This window comes from Zoogloea sp., from assembly GCF_028689785.1.
GTDB lineage: Bacteria > Pseudomonadota > Gammaproteobacteria > Burkholderiales > Rhodocyclaceae > Zoogloea.
Map to the genome: position 1 here is coordinate 49,645 of NZ_JAQVCN010000019.1, position 21,709 is coordinate 71,353.

A 21,709-nucleotide genomic window follows, 5' to 3' on the forward strand; every position below is an offset into this window, starting at 1 on the left:
CTTGGCATTCAGTTCGGCGGCCACCTCGGCGCCACCCACCAAGGTGCAGGGGGTTCTCCTGCGGCGATCAGGCCCTCGGCCAGGTCTCGCCGGGGCTCTTGCCTGGCGCACAGCACCACGGTATCGACCTCCGACAGGCGGTTCTGCCCGTCTCCCCGGATGTGCAGGCGGGTATCGTCGATGCCCAGATATTCCACGCCGCCCAGCATATCCCCCGCGTTGCTTCCCTAGCGGAAGGCCCGCTGGAAGGCCACCACCAGGAAAATGGCGCCGGCCAGCGCACCCCCGGCCGTGAAAGCGTCGGCACAGGCCTGGGCCAGAGCGGCGGCGGTGGGCGAGGTGGAGGCCGTGGCCAGGCTGTCGTGGAGAAGGGTTGTCCATTCACCGGGGGCACTGCCCGGGGCTCGGTGGGCCGCGTAGCGCCATTCCAGCAGCACGGAGCCGCTGGTGATGGCCGATGACAGGCCCAGCTGGCGGACGATGTTCTTTACTTGGTAGGCGTGGGAGAACACCGCCGGATCGATGCGCACGAAGGTGCCGAAGGCCACCGGCCCCATGTAGAGCGGAAGGGCCAGCCCGGTGAGCAGGGCCGGCAGGATCAGTGACCGCCAGTCTCCCGTGCCCGCCGACAGACCCAGCCACAGGTTGCCGACGCAGATCAGAGCCAGACCGATGAGCATGAAGGGGCGCAGGCGCGGCCAGTGACGCGCCAGGCTGGCGTGGGCCAGGGCTGCGAGCACGCTGCAGCTCATGGCGCCGGTCAGGAGCCAGGCAGTGCTGCCCATGTCCAGCCCGAGCCCGTGCTGAAACAGGATGGGCATCAGGAAGCCGCCCAGGCCGATCAGAAAATAGCCGCAGAAATAGAACAGAATGCCCAGCAGATAGCGCTGCTGGAAGAGACGACGGTAGTCGATCAACGGGTGCTCCCGCCGCCACTGACGGGCCGCAAAAAGGGTTAGGGCGGCGATGGCGACGGCGGCGGTGGCCAGTACCGGCCGCGGGGCCGAGAACAGACTGAACTGCAGGGCCTGGATGGAGTACTGGAGCGCGAACACTGCCACCACCAGCCCGATCAGCCAGCCCCAGTGTTCGCGGCTGCGGGCCTCCGGAGCCACCGTGTCCCGGGGCAGGCGGGGGGCCAGAAAGGCGGCAAGGCCGGCCGCCAGGGGCAGCATCACCCAGAAGACAGCCTGCCACCCACCGGCAGCCATCAGCCCTGCGGCCAGCGCCGGCGCGATGGCCGCACCGCCCAGCAGGGTGCCTATGAAGGTGAGCAGCCCGGAGAAGCGTGCCGTCTCGGGCAGACGGTTGATCTGCATGCGGCCGGCGGTGAAGAAGGTGGCTCCCGCGGCTCCCTGCAGGGCTCGGCCGACGGTGAACTGACCCGGCCCGCCGGCCGTGGCGCAGAGCAGCGCACCCAGGGCGAAGACTCCTAGGGAGGCGAGGATGAAGTTTCGGTAGCCGATGCGCTCCACCATCCACTGGTGCTTGTAGAGCATGAAGATGGCGCCCACCCCGTAGACGGTCCAGGCCATCGCAAAACCGCGGGCGTCGATGCCCAGCCCGCCCATGATGGGAGCGGCGGCAAAGGTGACCATGCCCGTCTCGATGAACTCGATACCGGTAACGGCGGCGACCACCCACAGCAGATCCCGGACGCTGAGTGACGAATGATTGGCGCGGGGCAGGGCGAGTGCAGGGTCGGCGTTCATGGGAAGGGAGCGGGGGAAGGTTGAGTTGAGTCTAGGTGGGGATGGTGAATGTCTCAAATCGATCTTGTCGATTCATAATATGAAAATGATCGATATTGACTACGCCGCCTTTCGTCGCCTGGATCTCAATCTTCTTGTGGCCTTCGATGCGTTGGTCAGTGAGGCCAGTGTCAGCCGTGCCGCCGCCCGTCTTTACGTGGGCCAGCCGGCCATGAGCCATGCGCTGGCGCGCCTGCGCGAGACCTTCGGCGACGACATCCTGTTTCGCGAGGGGGCGGTGATGCGACCGACGCCCAGGGCCCTGGCGCTGGCGGGGGCAGTCAGGCAGGTGCTCGACGACATTCAGCAACTGGCCCGTGGCGCCCGGGACTTCGACCCGGCGGCAGCGGAAGGGCGTGTGCGCATCGCGCTTACCGACCCTCTGGAGGCCTTGTTGCTGCCCGGCCTGGTGGCACGCCTGCGGGAGAGGGCGCCGGGCCTCATCCTGTCGGTGCTGCCCATCCCCGCATCACGTCAGCTGGAGCAGCTGGACGCGGGGGCGGTGACCCTCGTGGTGGGGCATTTCCCTCAGCTGCGGGAGGTGCATGAGGGGCTGGCTCTGCATGAATCGGGCTTTTCGTGTGTTTTCAACCCCGCCCTGATCCAGGTGCCGCACGGTCCGAGGCTGGCGGATCTGGCGGGGTTGCCGCACATCCACACTAACTACGTGGGGGAGCCGCCGGGCCTGGTGGACCGGATTTTCAAGGCCCAGGGGTTGAGCCGCCAGGTGGTGGCCCGCAGTGCCATGCCCCTGTCGATTCCCTTTGTGTTGAAGCGCAGCCCGCTGGTGGCGATCCTGCCCGACATGCTGGCCCGGATGTTCCTGGCCCATATGGACCTGCGTTTCGAGCCCCTGGACGTAGATGGCCTGAGCCTGCCGATCAGTCTGGTGCGCCACCGCCGGGAGCGTAGTGATCCGCTGACCGGCTTCGTGGCCGGTCTGCTGGCGGACAGTGTTGCAGAGTGGGTGGCGGCAGGCGGTTAAGGGGGTCAGTCCGCCCTGGAGAGAGCCGGGCGACGGCCGATTTCCACCTTGAGATCGAGCTTTTCCTTGCCGCGGCGAAGTTCGAAGCCCGCCTTGCGCCCCGGGGCCAGGGCGGCGATGGCTTCCAGCATGGCTTGAGGGTCGTTCACCTTGCGGCCTTCCACGGCGAGCAGAACATCACCCGGCTTTACGCCAGCGCGCTCGGCAGGGCTGCCACGCATGACACCGGAAATCAGGGTGCCTTCACTGGAAACCATGCCGAAAGAGTCAGCCAGCTCGGCGGTAATGGCCTGAACCTCGACACCGATCCAGCCCCGTGTCACCGAGCCGTTCTGGATGATTTGCTCCATCACGCTGCGGGCCAGGGAGACCGGGATGGCGAAGCCGATGCCCAGGGAGCCGCCCGAGCGGGAGTAGATTGCGGCGTTGATGCCCACCAGGGTGCCGGCGGTGTCGACGAGGGCGCCACCGGAGTTGCCTGGGTTGATGGCCGCGTCGGTCTGGATGAAGTCCTCGAAGGTGTTGATGCCCAGGTGGGAGCGGCCGAGGGCGGAGACTATGCCCATGGTGACGGTCTGGCCGACACCGAAGGGGTTGCCGATGGCGAGTACCACGTCGCCCACGTGGAGCTGTTCGGTACGACCGAAGGTGATGGCCTTGAGCTTGCCATCAGACTTGATCTGCAGCACGGCCAGGTCGGATTCCGGATCGCGGCCAACGATGCGGGCCGGGAGCTTGCGGCCGTCATTGAGCGCCACCTCTATTTCGTCGGCGGCTTCGATGACGTGGTTATTGGTCAAGACATAGCCTTCGGGGGATACGATCACCCCTGAGCCAAGGCCGGAGGCGCGCTGCTGCGGGCGGTTGTCGAGGCGATCACCGAAGAAGTGCCGGAACAGGGGGTCGTCGGCAAAGGGGTTGCGCTGGGTCTTGACCTCCTTGCTGGTGAAAATATGCACCACAGCCGGCAGGGCAGCACGGGCTGCGTCTGCATAGGATGCTGCTGGAAGCGCTCCTGTGACGTTGGCCGGGAGGCTGCTTTCCTGAATGGTGACGGAGGGGAGGGCGGGGCGCTCTCCGGTCCACTCGGGTTTGAGCGTGCTGACCACAAACAGTACGGCGACCGAGACCGTGACGGCTTGCGCAAAGATAATCCACAGGCGATGCATCGTAAAATGGCGTGCAGGTGGCGCGCGGGTGCGCAGCCGGAGTGCTTGGGTTTTAAGGAGTGGCGGCCATGGAAAGAGCCGAATTGCAGCGTTATCTCGACAATCTGCTCGAAGTTGGGCGCTTCAGGGATTATTGCCCAAACGGGTTGCAGGTGGAAGGACGCGCTGAGATCCAGCGCGTGGTGTGCGGCGTGACCGCCAGCCAGGCCCTGCTCGATGCGGCGGTGACCCGCGAGGCCGATGCGGTGCTGGTGCACCACGGGTATTTCTGGCGCGGCGAGGACGGCGTGATCACCGGTTTGCGTCGCAAGCGCCTGGGTAGCCTGCTGAACCACGACATCAGCCTGTTTGCGTATCACCTGCCCCTGGATGCCCATCCGGATCTGGGCAACAACGCCCAGTTGGCGCGTCTGATGGGCTGGACGCCGGAGGGGCGCTTCGGCGAGCAGGATATTGGCTGGACAGGTCGGTTGCCCCAGGCCACGAGGGGCGATTTATTGGCCCGGCAGGTGGCAGCCCGGCTTGGGCGGGAACCCTTGCTGCTGGGCGATCCGGCAAAGACGGTAGCGCGGATCGCGTGGTGCACGGGCGGAGCCCAGGGCTACTTCGAGCAGGCGATTGCCTGTGGTGTGGATTGCTTTGTTTCCGGAGAGGCGTCGGAGCAGACCACGCACCTGGCGCGGGAGTCGGGGGTGAGTTATCTCGCTGTTGGCCATCACGCCAGCGAGCGTTACGGGGTGCAGGCGCTGGGGGCACACCTGGCCGAGCGCTTCGGGCTCGAAGTGAGTTTTGTGGAGGTGGATAACCCGGTCTGAGGGTTCAGGCTGCGGCGCTGTTCCGGTCTTCGGCGCCGCGGGGCGGCTCCATCTCCACGAGGCTCAGTTCGTTGGGCGGCTTGTAGGTGCCCAGCTCGTCGTCGAGGACGGCCAGCAGCAGCAGCAACTCTTCGACCACGGTCAGCGGGAAGCCCTGGCGGGTGCCGTTGCGGTTGTCGCGCAGGAGTTGGTGGATATAGGCCTGGGCCTCCTGGGTGCCCCACACGTCTTGCAGGCGCTGGATGACGTGGGGCATCTGCTCGACCGTATCGGCACCGCCGTGAATGGTCTTGAAGTCGCTCCAGCTGATCATCTTGACGTTGAAAGTCTTGTTGAGCTGGCGGGTCAGGGCTTCGAATTCGGCACGCATGCCGGCCACATGATAGACCTCAAGCAGCTTGAGCCAGGGCTTCACGGCCTGCCGGGGGTTATTGCGGATGTAGTCGGCGAGGGTCTCGGCGGCACCCTGGGTGCGCCCGAAGGACATCATGATCTCGGCCAGTTCGAGGGCTGAGTCGTGCTCGTCGACATTCTCGTCGAAGGGGATCGGGTGTGCCGGGGCAAAGGTGGGTTCCGACCACTCTGCGCTGCTATCGGCCTGTGCCGACGGCTGGCTGCGGGGGGCGGACGCCCGCATCTCGGGCAGGGACGAAACGGCTTCGATGCTGGCGGCGGAGGGGGCAATGACATGCTCTGGCCTGATGGCACCGACCGGGGGGGCCGGGTGCTGCAGCGTGGTGTGGAACTCGGGTTCGCTCAGGGTCGGAGCATCGGTGTTGCTGCGTCGGCGCCTCAGGTAGATCAGCGCGCCACCCCCCAGCAGAACGGCGAGAAGGCCGGCGACCGGGGCCGCCCATTGTTCTAGCAGTGCCTGCATGCCATCCGTCTCGGCCTGCTGGCCTGCTGGCGATGTGGCTTGCACCGGTGCGGCGGCGGGTTTGCGGTTCTGATCGAGTTGGGCCACCCTTTCTTTGAGCAGGGCCTGGTATTCCTCCAGGCGCTTTATCTTCTCATCCAGCTCAAGCTGCGCCGCTATGCGGTCGTCGATCTCTGCCAGAGTGCGCTGTTCCTGGCTGCGTGGGATCGGCGAGGCACTGCTGTCGTCACTCTTTGGCGGGTTGGCGAGCTGGGCCGACATGCGCAACGGTACCAGGCTGGCCTCGTCACCGGCCCCAATGACGAGACGGTCTTGGTGCGCGGGTTCGGAGGTGCGGGGTGCTGCGGTGCGAAGCGGGGTTGTGGCCGTCGCTGTCGCCGGAGCGGGCCCGGTCTGGCGTGCCGGGGTAGCGGCCTTGGCAGGTGCTGGTGCAGTGCGTTGTGCGGTGGTGGCCGGGCGGGGGGTTTGACGCGCAGCTGCAGGGCTGGGGGTGGTGCGGCGGTTCGTTGCCGCTGAGGATGGTGTGTTGTCCAGGGCCTTGTCCGGGGCCGCAACAGGAGTGTCAATCAGCTGGGCCGTGCGGCCGACGGCGGGGGGAGACAGCAGGAGCGTGAATTCCCGGCGTAGCTCGAAGCCGCAGGCAACCCGCAGGCCAAGCATGGCGACAGGGTGATTGACGGGCTCCCGCGTGGTGACCAGCAGCCTGTCGCCGACGAGCCTGATCCGGGCATTGCTAATCCACGGCATGTCGTCACTGCCACCGGGCACTGCCTTGACGCAGTTCGCGTCGATGTCCTCTCCCGGTGCCCGCATCAGCCTCACTTCGGCGCGCAAGGGTTCTCCCAGGGATGAGTGAGTGGTGAGCTCACCCAGGCCGGCAGCGTGGGCGGCGGCTCCGCAGAAAGGGGCAAGCGTCGCGATCAGGAGGGGGATTGTTTTGCGCGCGAGGTTCATCAAGGGGACGTTGGACATCCGGCTAAGGTGGCCTTGTGGGTATGTTGGGCTACGGCGGAACCTTCGCGCCATAGCCGAAGCTACAGTATTCTAAAGAAGTTTGCAGCGTGCCGCGCCGACTTGTCGGCTGCTGGAGGCGCGGAGTGTTGCAGTTGGTGCCGTACACGCCTTTTTTTACCTTATTTTGCCTGATCGATTTTCTTCGCCCTACTGACATGCCTCTTTCCGAGCCTGCCTCCCCGCGTACCCGCGCTCATACCCGCCGGGTCGAAATCCAGGGGTTCATGCGTGATGATGGTCTCCTTGATCTGGATGCCCGCATCACCGACCTAAAGGACGTGGACTATCCCATCGCGTCCGGCGTACGCCGGGTTGGTGACCCTGTGCACGACCTGCTGGTACGGGTGACCATTGATCCGGGGTTCTTCATTGTTGATGTTGAGGCCGTGTCTGACTGGGTTCCCTATCCCGGTGGTTGCGACACCATCGGTCCGGCCTATCGTCAGCTCATCGGCCTGAATCTCGTGCGGGGGTTCCGGCGTACCGTCGGCGAGATGTTTGCAGACGTGCGAGGCTGCTCGCACCTGACCGAGTTGCTGCTGTCTCTTCCCACTGCGGCGATCCAGACATTCGCCACCTTCCGGCGAGATAACGAGGATGACGGTGAAAAGCCATTCCAGCTGGATCGCTGCCATGCCCTTGAAACAACCTCGGAGACCGTCATGCGTTACTACCCGCGTTGGTATCGGGGCCCTGCGGCGAAGTGAGTGGTGGCCTGAAGGTGTGCACTGCGGCGTGAAACCGGCCGCACGTTCTCTTTCGTATATAATCCTTTGATCCGTAATCCGGAGTAGTCCGGGATGTTGCGGAGTCAAGACCGTCCTTTTATGCATCTGCTCAATGGTGATCAGATTGTATGAGGGGGCGGAGCGGTGCGTACGCTGGACGAGGGAGAACGGCGTACCGCATCGCGGAGCACGGGTGTGCTCCGAAGAGTCCCATCAACCAAGCGTGAGCGGCCTTTATAAGGCCAAGACTTCGATCGAAGGGCAACCATGAAAATTCACGAATATCAGGGCAAGGAAATCCTGAGAAAATTTGGCGTCACGACGCCGCGCGGCGTGCCGTGCTTCTCAGTCGATGAGGCAGTCAAGGCAGCGGAAACGCTGGGCGGCAAGGTCTGGGTCGTCAAGGCTCAGATTCACGCCGGCGGCCGAGGCAAGGGCGGCGGCGTAAAGGTCGCCAAGTCCCTGGACGAAGTGCGCCAGTACGCCGGGCAGATTCTCGGCATGCAACTGGTCACCCATCAGACCGGGCCCGAAGGCCAAAAGGTGCGTCGCCTGCTCATCGAGGAAGGCGCCGACATCAAGAAAGAATACTACGTTGCCGCGCTGACTGACCGTGCCACGCAGAAGGTCGCCATGATGGCCTCCAGCGAAGGTGGTATGGACATTGAGGAAGTCGCCCACTCCACCCCCGAGAAGATCCTGAAGGTCTTCGTTGATCCGGCCACCGGCCTGACCGACGAACAGGCCCTGTATCTCTCCAACGGTATCGGCGTTCCCGAAGGCTCCACCGCTCAGGCTGTGGACACCCTCAAGAAGCTGTACACCACCTACATGGAAACCGATGCTTCCCTGGCGGAAATCAACCCGCTGATCCTGGAAGGCAACGGCACCATCAAGGCTCTGGACGCCAAGTTCAACTTCGACTCCAACGCCCTCTATCGTCATCCCGAAATCGTCGAGTTCCGCGATCTGGATGAAGAGGATGCCGATGAAATCGAAGCCTCCAAGTTTGATCTGGCCTACATTTCCCTGGATGGCAACATCGGCTGTCTGGTGAACGGTGCAGGTCTGGCCATGGCTACCATGGACACCATCAAGCTGTTCGGCGCCGAGCCGGCCAACTTCCTCGACGTGGGCGGCGGTGCCACCACCGAGAAGGTGACCGAAGCCTTCAAGATCATGCTCAAGAACCCCAAGGTCAAGGGCATTCTCGTCAACATCTTCGGCGGCATCATGCGTTGCGACACCATCGCTACCGGCGTTGTGACCGCGGCCAAGGAAGTGCATCTGTCGGTTCCGCTGGTTGTCCGCATGAAGGGCACCAACGAAGAGATCGGCAAGCAGATCCTGCGCGATTCGGGCCTCCCGATCATCGCTGCCGACACCATGGCCGAAGCGGCCCAGAAGATCGTCGACGCGGTCAAGTAAGGAGTTAGCGAATGTCCATCCTGATCAACAAAGACACCAAGGTCATCACCCAGGGGATCACCGGCAAGACCGGTCAGTTCCACACGGAAAAGTGCCAGGAATACGCCAACGGCAAGGAATGCTTCGTTGCCGGCGTGAACCCCAAGAAGGCTGGCGAGAAGATCTTCGACATCCCCATCTACGCCTCCGTCAAGGAAGCGGCCGCCGAAACCGGCGCCACCGTCTCCGTGATCTACGTGCCGCCCGCTGGCGCTGCTGCTGCGATCTGGGAAGCCGTTGAAGCCGACCTCGACCTGGCCATCTGCATCACCGAAGGCATCCCCGTCCGGGACATGCTGGAAGTGCGCAACAAGATGAAGAAAAAGGTTGCTGCCGGCGGCAAGGAAACCCTGCTGCTGGGCCCCAACTGCCCGGGCCTCATCACCCCCGAAGAGATCAAGATCGGCATCATGCCGGGTCACATCCACCGCAAGGGTCGCATCGGCGTGGTTTCCCGCTCCGGCACCCTGACTTACGAAGCTGTTGCCCAGCTGACCGAAATCGGTCTGGGCCAGTCTTCCGCCGTCGGTATCGGTGGTGACCCGATCAACGGTCTGAAGCACATCGACGTGATGCGCATGTTCAACGAAGATCCCGATACCGATGCTGTGATCATGATCGGTGAGATCGGTGGTCCGGACGAAGCCGAAGCCGCCCAGTGGTGCAAGGCCAACATGAAGAAGCCGATCGTCGGTTTCATCGCCGGTGTGACTGCTCCCGCGGGCAAGCGCATGGGCCATGCTGGTGCGCTGATCTCCGGCGGTGCCGATACGGCCGATGCCAAGCTCGCCATCATGGAAGAGTGCGGTTTCACCGTGACGCGCAACCCGTCTGAAATGGCCAAGCTGCTGAAGGCCATGCTGTAATCTCGGCTTTCGAGCCTGATTCGCACCGCGCCCGCGCTGATGCCCGGGCGCGGTTTTTATTTGTGGGGCAGCTTTTGCGGGGATTGCCGCCTGGCTGCTTCAGGTAAAGTCACTCCGTTTATGGCTGAAGGTTGAGTGTGAGCAAAGGCAGGGCTAGCTGGCGGATGGCGATGGCGTCCCATGTTGGGCAGGTGCGCTTGCGCAATGAGGACTGCGTCGCCTGTGACGAGTCACGGGGCTTAGCCGTTCTGGCCGATGGTATGGGTGGTCATGCGGGTGGCGCGGAGGCCGCCAGGATGACTGTGCTGACCTGGATGGATCGCTTGCTCGCTGTGGAAATGGGGACGCTGGTCGAGGATGATCTGCGCCATGCCGCCCATCTCGCCAATCGCGCCGTTTTCATGGCAGCCCGTCGTGACCCTGGTTTACGGGGCATGGGCAGCACGCTCGTGGCGGCCTGTTTTCGGGCCGACGGGGTGTTGCTGATAGCCAATGTCGGTGATTCGCGTCTCTATCGCCTGCGTGGAGACACGCTTGAATGTCTCACCCGGGATCACAGTGTATTGCGGGCGCAGTGCGACGCGGGCATGATTGGGTCCGCATCCGAGGGGCCTCCGGCGCTGCGTGGCCTGCTGACCCGGGCGATCGGCGTGGAGGCGGACGTTGTTCCGGACGTAGGTGCGTTTGACGTCGAACCCCATGATCATTACCTCCTGTGCTCTGATGGCCTGACCGACATGGTGCCCGATCTGGATATCGCCGAAATCCTGGCAACGCTTGGCGCCAGTCCTCAGGTGGCAGCAGAGCACTTGGTCGATCTGGCGAATGATCGGGGTGGGATGGATAATGTGTCGGTGATCGTGGTGTCATCTTGTGCCTCCGTGCGGCTTGGCACGGAGCTCGGTTAAGGCTGGTTTCGGATAGGAAAAGCAATGCCCAGGTTGATTTTGAGCATGGATGGTCTGGTGTTGAAGGAAATGCCTCTCGAGAAGGAGCGCACGACCATCGGCCGCAAGCCTCACAACGATATTCAGATCGATAATCTGGCCATCAGCGGTGAGCATGCGGCGATCGTGACCATCCAGAACGACGCCTTTCTGGAGGATCTGAACAGCACCAACGGTACATACGTGAACGGCCAGCCAGTCAAGAAGCACGTTCTCCAGAATAACGACGTGGTTGAACTGGGCAAATATCGCCTTAAGTTTCTCACTGAGCACAGTGCGGGGGCGTCTGAACAGGATGAGGCTATGGCCTTCGGTTCTGCCGTGGCTGTCGAGTCGTCCACCGCCAGCGCCGCAGCTCAGTCTGCCGATCCTGTGGTGGCGCCGGTCAGCAACGTCGTTGGCATGATCCAGATCCTCAGTGGAACCCACGCGGGCCGGACGCTGGAGTTGTCCAAATCCTTGACCACGCTGGGCAAGCCGGGTACCCAGGTAGCGGTGATCACCCGCCGTCCCCACGGCTATTTCATTACCCATGTGGAAGGCACTGTCTTTCCCGTCGTCAATGGCCATTCCCTCGATGCCCAGGCCCATCGCCTCAATGATCATGACATAATCGAGATCGCCGGCGTCAAGATGGAGTTTTTCTCCCAGACAGCCCAGCAATAGTGGAGATTGCGGGGCCGCGTTACCGGAACGTGATATTTCTGACGCCAAATGTCTCCGTCGGATCGTATTCTGTTGCACTTGCGTTGGATTTCATTTCGGTGTCTGGGCATGCCGTCCGGTTGCCCCTCTTGCGGAATTTCATGGGTACAAGATGAAGGTGCGGGTTCTGGGGTGCAGCGGCGGTATCGGAGGGCGCGACCAGCGCACCACGGCGCTGCTGGTCGATCATGACATCCTGATCGATGCAGGCACCGGGGTGGGTGACCTGGAGTACGACGAACTCCTCAGGATTGATCATGTCTTCGTCACCCATGCGCACCTGGATCACATCGCGATGATCCCCTTGCTGGTGGACACCGTAGGGGAGGCGCGATCCATGCCCATTGTCGTGCATGGCTCCCCGGAGACCCTGCGTATCCTGCGTTCCCACATTTTCAACTGGTTGGTGTGGCCGGATTTTTCATCCATCCCTGATCGTCACAACCCCTTCCTGCGTTTCCAGGAAATGCGGGTGGATGAAACGGCAAAGCTCGGTGGCGGGCGACAGATCAAGGCTCTGCCTGCGCTGCACACCGTTCCGGCGGTGGCCTATCAAGTGTCCGGTGAAGGAGGCAGCTTGGTGTTCTCGGGTGATACGACCTACTCGGAGCCGCTGATTGCTGCCATCAACGACATTCCCGATCTGCGTTATCTGCTGGTCGAAACTGCATTTCCCGATGCGCTCCATGATCTGGCGCTGGCCTCGCGGCACCTCTGCCCAAGCCTGCTGGCGGTTTTTCTCGAGCGGATCAAATCGAATCCGGAGGTGTGGATCACCCACCTCAAGCCCAGTCGGGCGCAAACAACCCTGGATGAGATCCTCAGTTACTGTGGCCGTTTCTCACCTCGGGCGCTGTACAACGGGCTTGAACTGGCCCTCTGAGCCCAGAACCTGGCGTAGGGAACGGGAAGCCCGCCCGGGAGTCTTTTTCAGGTCTCCTGCCCCGCAATGGTCGGGGCCCATTTTTCCGGAACTGACCCAAGCATGAGCAGCATTCATAAGGGTGGTGTGAGTGATGTCGCCAGCCGTCTGGCCTTTTTCAAGGGGCTGCAGACGGTTACCAACCGCATCCATGCCACCGAGAATATCGACGAGATCATTTTCGAACTGTCAGCTGACATCTGCTCGCTGTTCGCAGCAGATCGTCTGACGATCTATGTGGTTGACGAGAGCAAGACCACCATCTCGTCCAGAGTGAAAACCGGGTTGCACAGCATTCGTACCATTCGCCTGCCGATCGCCGAGAACAGTGTGGCGGGTTATGTTGCGCTGACCGGACAGATGCTCAACATCCATGACGCCTACGATGAGCATGAGCTCAAGGCCATCTCGATGCGCATGGAGTTTCGCCGGGAGGTTGACGAGCGTACAGGTTATCGCTGCCATCAAATGCTCGTTGCGCCCATTGCCAGTGCGGAGACGGGCGATGTGCTGGGGGTCATCCAGCTCATCAATACCCGCAGCGGAGAGATCTTCTCGGCCATCGCCGAGGAGGGCATTCAGGGCCTCGGGCAGACGCTTGCGGTGGCTTTTGCGCACCGCCGCCATGCATTGGTGCAGCCGAAGTCCAAGTATGAAGGCCTGGTCAATGATGCCAAACTTACCAGTGCCGAGCTTGAGGCCGCCACCAGCCAGGCTCGGGAGCTGGGCGTCTCCGTCGAGCAGTTGCTGCTCGACGATTACAAGCTCAAACCAGTGGATATCGGTAGCGCCATCTCACGTTTTTTTGGCGTTCCCTACGAGCCTTTCCGGCCAGATCGGGTCAAGCCGCTGGATCTGCTCAGAAACCTGAAGAAAGACTATGTGCAGCAGGCCCAGTGGCTCCCCCTTGAGGAGAATCCAGATGGGCTGCTGACCCTGGTGACCGATCCCGAGCAGGCGATCGCGTCCCGCGTTGTCCAGAACGTGTTCCCGAAAGCCACGCCGGTGTTCTGTGTCACCACTCAGGTGGAGTTCATGCAGACCGTCGCCCAGTTTTTCGGGGGCGGCACTAGTGATGATGCATCGGTATCTGATCTCCTCTCGGACATGCATGACGATGATGGAGATGGCAATCCGATCGCCGAGGATGTCTCCGCTGCGGCCGACAACGAGCTTGTCAAATTGGTGAATCGCATCATCATCGATGCCCATCGGCAGGGGGCCTCCGACATCCACATCGAGCCGCGCCCGGGTAAGGAGAAGACGCAGATCCGCTTTCGTCGTGATGGCTCGCTGGTTCCCTACATCGAAGTTCCGTCCAGCTATCGCAGCCCTATTGTCACGCGCATCAAGATCATGTGCGATCTGGACATCTCCGAGCGGCGCAAGCCCCAGGACGGCAAGATCAAGTTCCGTCGTTTCGGGCCCCTCGACATCGAACTGCGTGTAGCCACGGTGCCGACCACGGGTGGGATGGAAGATGTGGTCATGCGTCTGCTGGCCAACAGTGAGCCACTACCCCTCGACAAGCTTGGTCTGCTGGAGAGCAACTACGAGCGGCTCCAGCAGACCATCGCCAAGCCCTACGGGATCTTCTTCGTCTGCGGCCCTACCGGTTCGGGCAAGACGACCACGCTGCATTCCATCCTCGGCCACATCAACACCCCGGAGACCAAGATCTGGACCGCGGAGGATCCGGTGGAAATCACCCAGAAGGGGCTGCGCCAGGTGCAGGTCAATCGCAAGGCCGGCCTGGATTTTCCGACGGTGATGCGTTCCTTTCTGCGCGCCGACCCCGACGTCATCATGGTGGGTGAAATGCGGGACAAGGAAACCGTGTCGATCGGTCTTGAGGCTTCCCTCACCGGGCACCTTGTGTTCAGCACCCTGCACACCAATAGCGCGCCGGAATCCATCGTGCGCCTGCTCGACATGGGTATGGACCCCTTCAATTTTGCTGACGCCCTGCTCGGCATCCTTGCCCAGCGGCTCGCCAAGCGTCTGTGCGGAAAATGCAAGAAGGCTTACCATCCTGGTGAGGATGAGATCCGGCATATGCTAGACGAGTACTGTGAGGATCTTCGTCAAACCCCTGCTTTCGTGGAGGACGCCGTGGCTGCGCGGGAGCAGATCATGGTGGCGTGGCGTCAGCGTTATGCCGACAGCAAAGGGCGCTTCACCCTCTATGAGTCGGTGGGGTGTGATCAGTGCAATGCGGGTTACAAGGGGCGGCTCGGTCTCCATGAGCTCATGGTCGGGTCCGATCGCATCAAGGCGCTGATTCAGGAACGGGCGAGGGTGGCCACGCTGCTGTCGGCGGCCCTCGCTGAAGGCATGCGTACCCTCCGTCAGGACGGTATCGAAAAAGTGCTGGGCGGGGTCACCGACCTGAAGCAGATCCGCAAGGTGTGCATACGCTGAATCACGGCCCCGTTAGCGGGGTGGGGTCAGTTGAGGCTTGCGAGCTTGGATTTGGACATGGGCGGATTCTTGGCGAAGTAACGCCGTAGCCCGCGCAGGATGGCTTCTGCCATCCGGTCCTGGTAGGCCTCGTCGTTCAGGCGTGCTTCCTCTTCGGGGTTCGAGATGAATGCTGTTTCGATGAGGATGGACGGAATGTCCGGCGCCTTGAGAACCGCAAAGCTGGCCTGCTCCACCTCGCCCTTGTGGAGTCGGTTAATGCCCCCAAGCTCACCCAGCACGGCCTTGCCTACCTTCAGGCTGTCGTTGATGGCGGCGGTTTGGGACAGATCCAGCAGGGTTCGCGCCAGATGGCTGTCCTTGACGCTCAGGTTTACACCGCCGATCAGATCTGCCGCGTTTTCCTTCTGTGCCAGCCAGCGCGCTGCAGTGCTGGAAGCCCCCTTGTCGGATAGCACGAAGACCGAACTTCCCCGGGCCGTCGGGCTGATGAAGGCATCGGCGTGGATGGACACGAACAGGTCGGCCTGAACACGGCGGGCTTTGGCCACCCGCTGCTGGAGCGGCACGAAATAGTCGGCATCGCGGGTGAGCATTGCGCGCATGTTGGGCTCGGCGTCGATGCGTGCCTTGAGGCGTCGCCCCACCGATAGGGTGACGTTCTTCTCGTAGCTGCCGGCGGCGCCTACGGCGCCTGGGTCTTCCCCCCCGTGTCCGGGATCGATGGCAATGGTGATCAGGCGGGTGACCGCCGGTTCGTCATCGGCGCCTGGCTTGCGGGGGAGTGGGCGCTCCGCAGGGGCTTCCGGGCGAGGAGGGGCGGGTTTGTGTTCTGCATCCGCGACCCGTCTTGGGGGTTTGTCCTCAGTCTTCTCGGGAGCCGCCGGTGGTGCTGCGCCGCCTGCGGCAGCTTCTTCCGGAGACAGCTTTTCCAGCAGAGCCAGCAGCGGATCAACCGGTTCGGCAGGGTAAAGATCCAGCACCAAGCGGTGGCCGTATTCACCAATGGGCTTCAGGGTGAAGATCTGGGGAATGACTTCCGACTTGAGCTCGATCACCAGGCGTACGACGCCAGGACGGTTGCGACCGGCCCGGATGAGCTGGATGTAGGGGTCCTGGCCGGTGATCTTGGTCGGTAGTGACTGCAGGACGCTGTTCAGCTCAAGGCCTTCCAGGTCGACCACCAGTCGCTCCGGATTGCGCACCGTGTGATGGTTGAAAACCAGGGGTTCGCGGCTTTCGATGGTGATGCGGGTGTAGTCCTTGGCTGGCCACACCCGGACGGCCAATACCGACGCAGCAGCTGCTGCGGCCACGCTCTTGCGGCTGACCAGCAGCACCAGCCCGGCTGCAGCCGACCCGATGAGGCGCCGGCGTGTCAGTGTGCTGCCGCCTGCCGCTGTCAGGCTCGTGGTGTGCTTGTATCCAGATTCTGAAGACACTTTTCTCCCTCCCGGCTTAGCGGCCGCAGGGTGAGAGCACGCCCACCGCTGGGATCAACTTGCAGACGGATTTCCAGATCGGCAGCGGGAAGAAAGGGGTGGGCGCGTTCCGGCCATTCCACGAGGCGGATGCTGTCACCCTGGAAGTATTCCTCCAGACCTGCTTCAAGAAACTCGCTTGCATGGGTGAATCGATAAAAATCAAAGTGATATACGACTATTCTAGAATCTTTGTACGGTTCGACCAAGGTATATGTCGGACTCTTCACTTTTCCGGTGTGGCCAAGGCCCCTCAGAAGGCCGCGGCTGAGGGTCGTCTTTCCGGCGCCGAGGTCTCCGACCAGATAGATCGTCAGGCTCGCAGACAGGGCACGGGCCAGCCGCTCTCCCATGGCCAGGGTGGCATTTTCATCGAGCAGGTGCATGGGGGCAGTCGGACCGTTATCATCAATAGAATGAGCTTGGGGCACGATTTTCTTTCCGGTAGGCAGGACGAGCTTGCGTCCTTGGCCGCCAATATCAAGACGTGGGGGCTGGAGTTGGGCTTCGACGAGGTCGGCATTGCCGATACGAATCTTCGAGATGTCGAGCCCGGGTTTCAGGCCTGGCTGGATGCCGGCTGCCACGGGCAGATGGATTATATGTATAAACACGGGCTCAAGCGGACCCGGCCGGAGGCGCTTGTCCCCGGGACCCGCCGGGTCGTTTCGGTGCGCATGTCTTATCTGGGGGGCGGGGAGAGCCCTGCAGCGGTCTTGGGCGATGCGGGAAAGGCCTATGTGTCCCGCTATGCCTTGGGGCGCGACTACCATAAGGTGTTGCGCAGCCGCCTGCAGCGACTGGCTGACCGGATCAGTGCCGAGGCTCCCCATGGATACAGGGTCTTCGTGGACTCGGCCCCCGTGATGGAGGTGGCTTTGGCGGAGAAAGCTGGCCTGGGTTGGCGTGGCAAGCACACATTGCTGCTTTCCCGGCAGGCTGGGTCTTTTTTCTTTTTGGGCGAGATCTATACGGATCTGCCCTTGCCGGTCGATGCGGCCGTAAGCGCCCATTGTGGAGATTGCTCTGCCTGCATCCCCGCCTGTCCGACTGGTGCAATCGTTGCACCTTACAAGGTCGATGCCCGCCGGTGTATCTCGTATCTGACGATTGAGCTCAAGGAGGCCATTCCTGAGGAATTCAGGCCACTTATCGGCAATCGCATCTACGGATGTGACGATTGCCAGCTCGTTTGTCCCTGGAACCGTTTTGCTCGACACTCCACCGTGTCCGATTTCACACCTCGGCATGGGCTTGATGGCGCTGGACTGGTAGAGTTGTTCCTGTGGTCGAAAGTTATCTTCGAAGAGCGAATGACAGGTAGTCCCATATATAGAATCGGTTACGAGCGCTGGTCGAGGAATATTGCGGTGGCGCTGGGGAATGCCATTGGCGTGCCAATGGCTGTCTCCGCTTTGGAGGCCCGACGGAACGATCCGTCTCCGATGGTCAGGGAGCATGTTTTGTGGGCTCTGCGACAACACCATATTCCGCGTCCCGCCGCCGCGGTATAGTAAGCAATGATGTCTCGAAAGCCGCCAAAGCTCCCCGTTCAGGATGACCGTGCGCCGCAAACCCTCGCGGAAGTCACGGCCATGGAGTCATGGCGGTTTGATCCCCTTTGCATCGCCGAGGATGACCCCAAGGTCGACGCACCCAGTGAGCGTCAGGACAAGTTCCGCATCAAGATGTTGATGCGCGATGGCGAGCGCCGCCGTGAGACCGAACTGCTCATCCAGAAGCGATACGCCTGGCGTGGCTATGGGCAATTGGGTTCACTGGACGAACCCAACCAGCTCACCATGAACGCCGAATTGTTCGGTCGGGTTTATGCGACGTTGACGGTCAACGTTGATTCTCCTGCGGGGCTGGCCCTGGACAAAACGTACGGCATGGAGGCCGCACGCCTGCGTTCCCAGGGGCGCAAGTTGTGCGAGTTCGGACGCTTTGCCATTGATCCGTCGGCGCGCTCGAAGCGCCTCATCGCTTCCCTGTTCAATCTGCTCTACATCTATTCCTACAAGGTCAAGGGATGTACCGACATACTCATCGAGATCAATCCCCGGCACCGGGATTTCTACGAGAAGTTGCTTGAGTTCAAGCAGATGGGTGGTGAGCGGATGTGCGAGCGGGTCAAGGCTCCCGCATTGTTGATGCACCTGTCCTGCGCAACCATTGAAAATCGTCTCAAGGAGATTGGCGGGAAATGGCGTGAACTCCCGGACGAGAAGTCGATTTACAAGTTTGCCTTCACCCCTGAGGAAGAGGCTGAGTTGGTTGCCCGCCTCGGCTACTGATTCCTGCGCTGGGCCCATCAGGGCTGGACTGGCGTAGAATCCGCACTCCCCATTTTCGTCCGATACCATGTCCGATAACGGCACGTTGCCCATTGGCGTCTTCGATTCCGGCGTGGGCGGCCTCACCGTCGTCCGGGCGCTGATGGAGCGCCTTCCCCTCGAGAGCATCACTTATTTTGGCGACACGGCACGGGTGCCTTATGGCGTCAAATCTGTGGCGACCATTGAGCACTTCACCGGGCAGATCACGGATCACCTCCTTAATCAAGGGGTCAAGATGCTCATCATCGCCTGCAATACCATGGCGGCGGTGGCGTCCCAGGTGGTGAAGGAAAAGGCGGGGGCGATCCCGGTGCTCGATGTGATCGATGCAGGCGCCAGGGCGGCGGTGGTGGAGTCCCGTTCGCGGGCTATCGGCGTGATCGGTACTCCGACGACCGTAAATAGCAACGCCTATGCCCGTCGGATGCACGGGCTGGATAGCGGGGTGAGAGTGTATTCCCAGGCCTGCCCCCTGTTTGTTCCCCTCGTCGAGGAGGGCTGGCTGGAGCATGAGGTGACGCGGCTTACCGCTCAGGAGTATCTCAAGCCAGTATTGGCCGAGAACGTGGATACGCTGGTGCTGGGCTGTACCCATTACCCGCTCATCAAGCCCCTGGTGCAGGATGTGGTCGGGCCGGATGTGCGTCTGGTGGATTCGGCCATCACGGTGGCGGAGCAGGCTGCACAGAAGCTCGCTGAACTGGGAATCGCCAACCCGGGCGACTGCCTGCCCGAATACCGCTATACCGTCACTGATATCCCTCTGCGCTTCCAGACCATTGGCGAGCGCTTTCTGGGGCGTTCCCTGGGGCTGGTGGAGAAAGTGGACTGGTAACAAAGAGGCAAGGCTGCCGGAGGGCAGCCTTGGGTCGGTCAGGCGTTCTTGCGTTTCTGCCACAGCACGTCGCCGCGGCCGCCAGCTCGGTTGAGCACCCGGCCCAGCACGAAGAGCAGATCCGACAGGCGGTTGAGGTACTGACGTGGTGCGTCATTCACTGCTTCTTCCTGGCCCAGGGCTACGATCATCCGCTCGGCCCGCCGGCACACAGTGCGCGCTTGGTGGCACAGGGCTGCCGCCCGGGTGCCGCCCGGGAGGATGAAGTCCTTCAAGGGCTCCAGATCGTCATTGAAACGGTCGAGCTCATCCTCCAGATACTGGACCTGTTTGGCGGTGATCATCTCCATGCCCGGGATGCAAACCTCGCCGCCAAGATCGAACAGATCGTGCTGCACATTGGTCAGCAGCGTCTGCACGTCCTCAGGCAGGGTTTCACACAGCAGCACACCGATGGCCGCGTTGGCTTCGTCCACCTCGCCCAGGGTGTGGATGCGCAGGCTGTTCTTGGATACCCGGTTGCCATTGCCGAGGCCGGTGGTGCCGGCGTCGCCGGTGCGGGTGTAGATCTTGGAAAGGCGGTGGCCCATGTTTGCTGTCTCCTGATGGAGTTGATGTTATTGGAGTGGCGATTATAGCCAGCCGGGCGGGGCGGGGAGGGATGCTACAATTTCGGGCTCTGAAACCTGACCCATCCCCGACCGTCGCTGTTTGAGACACCCGGAGACACCACGCCGATGAAAAGCGCCGAAATCCGCCAGAAGTTCCTCGAATTCTTCGCCTCCAAGGGCCACCAGATCGTAGCTTCCAGCTCTCTGGTGCCCCATGAGGATCCGACCCTGCTGTTCACCAATGCAGGTATGAACCAGTTCAAGGATGTGTTCCTCGGCTTCGACAAGCGCCCCTACACTCGCGCCACCACCTCGCAGAAATGTGTGCGGGCTGGCGGCAAGCACAACGACTTGGAAAACGTCGGCTACACCGCACGCCACCACACCTTCTTCGAGATGCTGGGCAATTTCAGCTTCGGTGACTACTTCAAGCGTGACGCGATCAACTACGCCTGGGAGCTGCTGACGGTTGTCTTCAAGCTGCCCAAGGACAAGCTCACCGTCACCGTGTATGCCGAGGACGACGAAGCCTACGACATTTGGACCAAGGAAATCGGCGTGCCGGCCGAGCGGGTGATCCGCATCGGTGACAACAAGGGCGCCCGCTACGCCTCCGACAATTTCTGGATGATGGGTGATACCGGCCCCTGCGGCCCGTGCACCGAGATCTTCTACGACCACGGCGAGCACATCTGGGGCGGCCCCCCGGGATCGCCCGAAGAAGACGGCGACCGCTTCATCGAGATCTGGAATAACGTGTTCATGCAGTTCAACCGCGACGAGGCCGGCGTGATGCATCCGCTGCCCAAGCCGTCGGTGGATACCGGCATGGGTCTTGAGCGGATTTCCGCCGTGCTCCAGCACGTGCATGCCAACTACGAGATCGACCTGTTCCAAGCGCTGATCGCTGCTGCTGCCCGTGAGACCTCCGGTGCCGACATGGACAGCCCGTCTCTCAAAGTCCTGGCCGATCACATTCGCGCCTGCTCCTTCCTGATCGCCGACGGTGTGATTCCCGGTAACGAAGGCCGCGGCTACGTGTTGCGCCGGATCATCCGCCGTGCCATCCGCCACGGCTACAAGCTGGGTGCTCGCGCTGCGTTCTTCCACAAGATGGTCCCCGACCTGGTGGCGGAGATGGGCGAGGCCTATCCCGAGCTGAAAGCCGGTCAGCAGCGTGTCACCGACATCCTCAAGCAGGAAGAAGACCGATTCTTCGCCACCATCGAGAACGGCATGGCCATCCTCGAAGGCGAACTGGCCGCGATGGCCGCCGCCGGTAACACCGTGTTCAACGGCGAAACTGCCTTCAAGCTGCACGACACCTTCGGCTTCCCGCTCGACCTCACTGCAGACGTCTGCCGCGAACGCAGCGTGACCGTCGACAGCGCCGCCTTCGACGCGGCCATGGCCCGCCAGAAGGAACAGGCCCGCGCCGCCGGCAAGTTCAAGATGGCAGCCAACCTCGAATACGACGGCCCGGCCACCACTTTTCACGGCTACGACACCCTTGAGCACAAGGGCAACATCCTGGCCCTCTACAAGGACGGTGTAGCGGTAAATGAACTTAGCGAGGGCGACATGGGCGTCGTCGTGCTGGACGATACCCCGTTCTATGCCGAATCCGGCGGCCAGGTGGGCGACCGGGGTGAGCTCCGCTCGGTGCATGGCATCTTTGCCGTCGAGGACACCCAGAAGATCCAGGCGACCGTTTTTGGCCATCATGGCGTGGTGACCACGGGCAAGCTCACGGTGGGCAACGGCGTCACCGCCAAG

General features: G+C 62.2%; 20 protein-coding genes. 13 read left to right on the top strand and 7 right to left on the bottom strand.

The window, feature by feature from the left end; all coding sequences use genetic code 11:
• Positions 1-8: 8 nt before the first annotated feature.
• Both PHI64_RS10630 and PHI64_RS10635 read right to left on the bottom strand, forming a co-directional pair.
• Positions 9-197 carry a hypothetical protein gene (locus PHI64_RS10630; protein ID WP_299882415.1) on the bottom strand — a complete coding sequence of 63 codons (189 nt, stop codon included), beginning with the start codon at positions 195-197 and terminating at the stop codon, positions 9-11.
• Between the two features lie 30 nt (positions 198-227).
• Positions 228-1,712 (bottom strand): MFS transporter, encoded by a 1,485-nt coding sequence (locus PHI64_RS10635; RefSeq protein ID WP_299882417.1) that lies wholly within the window; start codon positions 1,710-1,712, stop codon positions 228-230.
• A 79-nt stretch (positions 1,713-1,791) separates the two neighbouring features.
• Here PHI64_RS10635 and PHI64_RS10640 point away from each other — a divergent pair, with 79 nt between their 5' ends.
• Positions 1,792-2,736 (top strand): LysR family transcriptional regulator, encoded by a 945-nt coding sequence (locus PHI64_RS10640; protein WP_299882419.1) that lies wholly within the window; start codon positions 1,792-1,794, stop codon positions 2,734-2,736.
• A gap of 5 nt (positions 2,737-2,741) precedes the next feature.
• Here the strand turns inward: PHI64_RS10640 and PHI64_RS10645 are convergent, their stop codons facing one another.
• On the bottom strand, positions 2,742-3,905 hold the full coding sequence (locus tag PHI64_RS10645; RefSeq protein ID WP_299882421.1) for a Do family serine endopeptidase: 1,164 nt from the start codon (positions 3,903-3,905) through the stop codon (positions 2,742-2,744).
• Between the two features lie 68 nt (positions 3,906-3,973).
• On the opposite strand from PHI64_RS10645, the gene PHI64_RS10650 reads away from it, so the two are divergent.
• The gene (locus PHI64_RS10650; protein ID WP_299882423.1) at positions 3,974-4,720 is read left to right on the top strand and encodes a Nif3-like dinuclear metal center hexameric protein; all 747 of its coding nucleotides are present in this window, start codon (positions 3,974-3,976) and stop codon (positions 4,718-4,720) included.
• A 4-nt stretch (positions 4,721-4,724) separates the two neighbouring features.
• On the opposite strand, the gene PHI64_RS10655 is transcribed toward PHI64_RS10650, so the two are convergent.
• Positions 4,725-6,569, bottom strand: coding sequence for a hypothetical protein (locus PHI64_RS10655; protein ID WP_299882425.1), 1,845 nt, complete (start codon positions 6,567-6,569; stop codon positions 4,725-4,727).
• A 197-nt stretch (positions 6,570-6,766) separates the two neighbouring features.
• Between PHI64_RS10655 and PHI64_RS10660 the strand changes: the two genes are divergently transcribed.
• From PHI64_RS10660 to PHI64_RS10690, 7 genes are all read left to right on the top strand, one after another.
• Positions 6,767-7,318 carry a DUF2889 domain-containing protein gene (locus PHI64_RS10660; protein ID WP_299882455.1) on the top strand — a complete coding sequence of 184 codons (552 nt, stop codon included), beginning with the start codon at positions 6,767-6,769 and terminating at the stop codon, positions 7,316-7,318.
• A gap of 288 nt (positions 7,319-7,606) precedes the next feature.
• A complete protein-coding gene (gene sucC, locus PHI64_RS10665) occupies positions 7,607-8,767 on the top strand; it encodes an ADP-forming succinate--CoA ligase subunit beta (RefSeq protein ID WP_296405339.1) in 1,161 nt (386 codons plus the stop codon).
• An 11-nt stretch (positions 8,768-8,778) separates the two neighbouring features.
• Positions 8,779-9,672, top strand: a complete 894-nt coding sequence (gene sucD / locus PHI64_RS10670; RefSeq protein WP_296575072.1) for a succinate--CoA ligase subunit alpha — start codon at positions 8,779-8,781, stop codon at positions 9,670-9,672.
• 170 nt (positions 9,673-9,842) lie between these two features.
• Positions 9,843-10,580: a protein phosphatase 2C domain-containing protein gene (locus tag PHI64_RS10675; protein WP_299882428.1), complete on the top strand. Its 738-nt coding sequence runs from the start codon at positions 9,843-9,845 to the stop codon at positions 10,578-10,580.
• Between the two features lie 24 nt (positions 10,581-10,604).
• Positions 10,605-11,285: an FHA domain-containing protein gene (locus PHI64_RS10680; RefSeq protein ID WP_299882430.1), complete on the top strand. Its 681-nt coding sequence runs from the start codon at positions 10,605-10,607 to the stop codon at positions 11,283-11,285.
• Positions 11,286-11,436: 151 nt separating this feature from the next.
• Entirely contained in the window at positions 11,437-12,207 is a 771-nt protein-coding gene (locus tag PHI64_RS10685) for a 3',5'-cyclic-nucleotide phosphodiesterase (protein WP_299882433.1), read from the top strand.
• Positions 12,208-12,309: 102 nt separating this feature from the next.
• The gene (locus tag PHI64_RS10690; protein WP_299882435.1) at positions 12,310-14,667 is read left to right on the top strand and encodes a GspE/PulE family protein; all 2,358 of its coding nucleotides are present in this window, start codon (positions 12,310-12,312) and stop codon (positions 14,665-14,667) included.
• A 26-nt stretch (positions 14,668-14,693) separates the two neighbouring features.
• Here PHI64_RS10690 and PHI64_RS10695 read toward each other — a convergent pair whose 3' ends face one another.
• On the bottom strand, positions 14,694-16,109 hold the full coding sequence (locus tag PHI64_RS10695; protein ID WP_299882437.1) for an N-acetylmuramoyl-L-alanine amidase: 1,416 nt from the start codon (positions 16,107-16,109) through the stop codon (positions 14,694-14,696).
• A complete protein-coding gene (gene tsaE, locus PHI64_RS10700; protein ID WP_299882439.1) occupies positions 16,070-16,534 on the bottom strand; it encodes a tRNA (adenosine(37)-N6)-threonylcarbamoyltransferase complex ATPase subunit type 1 TsaE in 465 nt (154 codons plus the stop codon). Before tsaE ends, PHI64_RS10695 begins: the two co-directional genes overlap by 40 nt.
• A 30-nt stretch (positions 16,535-16,564) precedes the next feature.
• On the opposite strand from tsaE, the gene queG reads away from it, so the two are divergent.
• The 3 genes from queG to murI all read left to right on the top strand — a co-directional run bounded on the left by queG (position 16,565) and on the right by murI (position 19,322).
• Positions 16,565-17,662, top strand: coding sequence for a tRNA epoxyqueuosine(34) reductase QueG (gene queG, locus PHI64_RS10705; RefSeq protein WP_299882441.1), 1,098 nt, complete (start codon positions 16,565-16,567; stop codon positions 17,660-17,662).
• 9 nt (positions 17,663-17,671) lie between these two features.
• Complete coding sequence (locus tag PHI64_RS10710; RefSeq protein WP_299882443.1) at positions 17,672-18,445, top strand: hypothetical protein; 774 nt, start codon at positions 17,672-17,674, stop codon at positions 18,443-18,445.
• 67 nt (positions 18,446-18,512) lie between these two features.
• Positions 18,513-19,322 carry a glutamate racemase gene (gene murI, locus PHI64_RS10715; protein ID WP_299882445.1) on the top strand — a complete coding sequence of 270 codons (810 nt, stop codon included), beginning with the start codon at positions 18,513-18,515 and terminating at the stop codon, positions 19,320-19,322.
• Positions 19,323-19,360: 38 nt separating this feature from the next.
• Here the strand turns inward: murI and PHI64_RS10720 are convergent, their stop codons facing one another.
• Positions 19,361-19,912 (bottom strand): cob(I)yrinic acid a,c-diamide adenosyltransferase, encoded by a 552-nt coding sequence (locus tag PHI64_RS10720; protein ID WP_299882447.1) that lies wholly within the window; start codon positions 19,910-19,912, stop codon positions 19,361-19,363.
• 147 nt (positions 19,913-20,059) lie between these two features.
• Between PHI64_RS10720 and alaS the strand changes: the two genes are divergently transcribed.
• Positions 20,060-21,709, top strand: a 1,650-nt coding sequence (alaS, locus tag PHI64_RS10725) for an alanine--tRNA ligase (RefSeq protein WP_299882449.1), incomplete at its 3' end; no start/stop codon positions are given.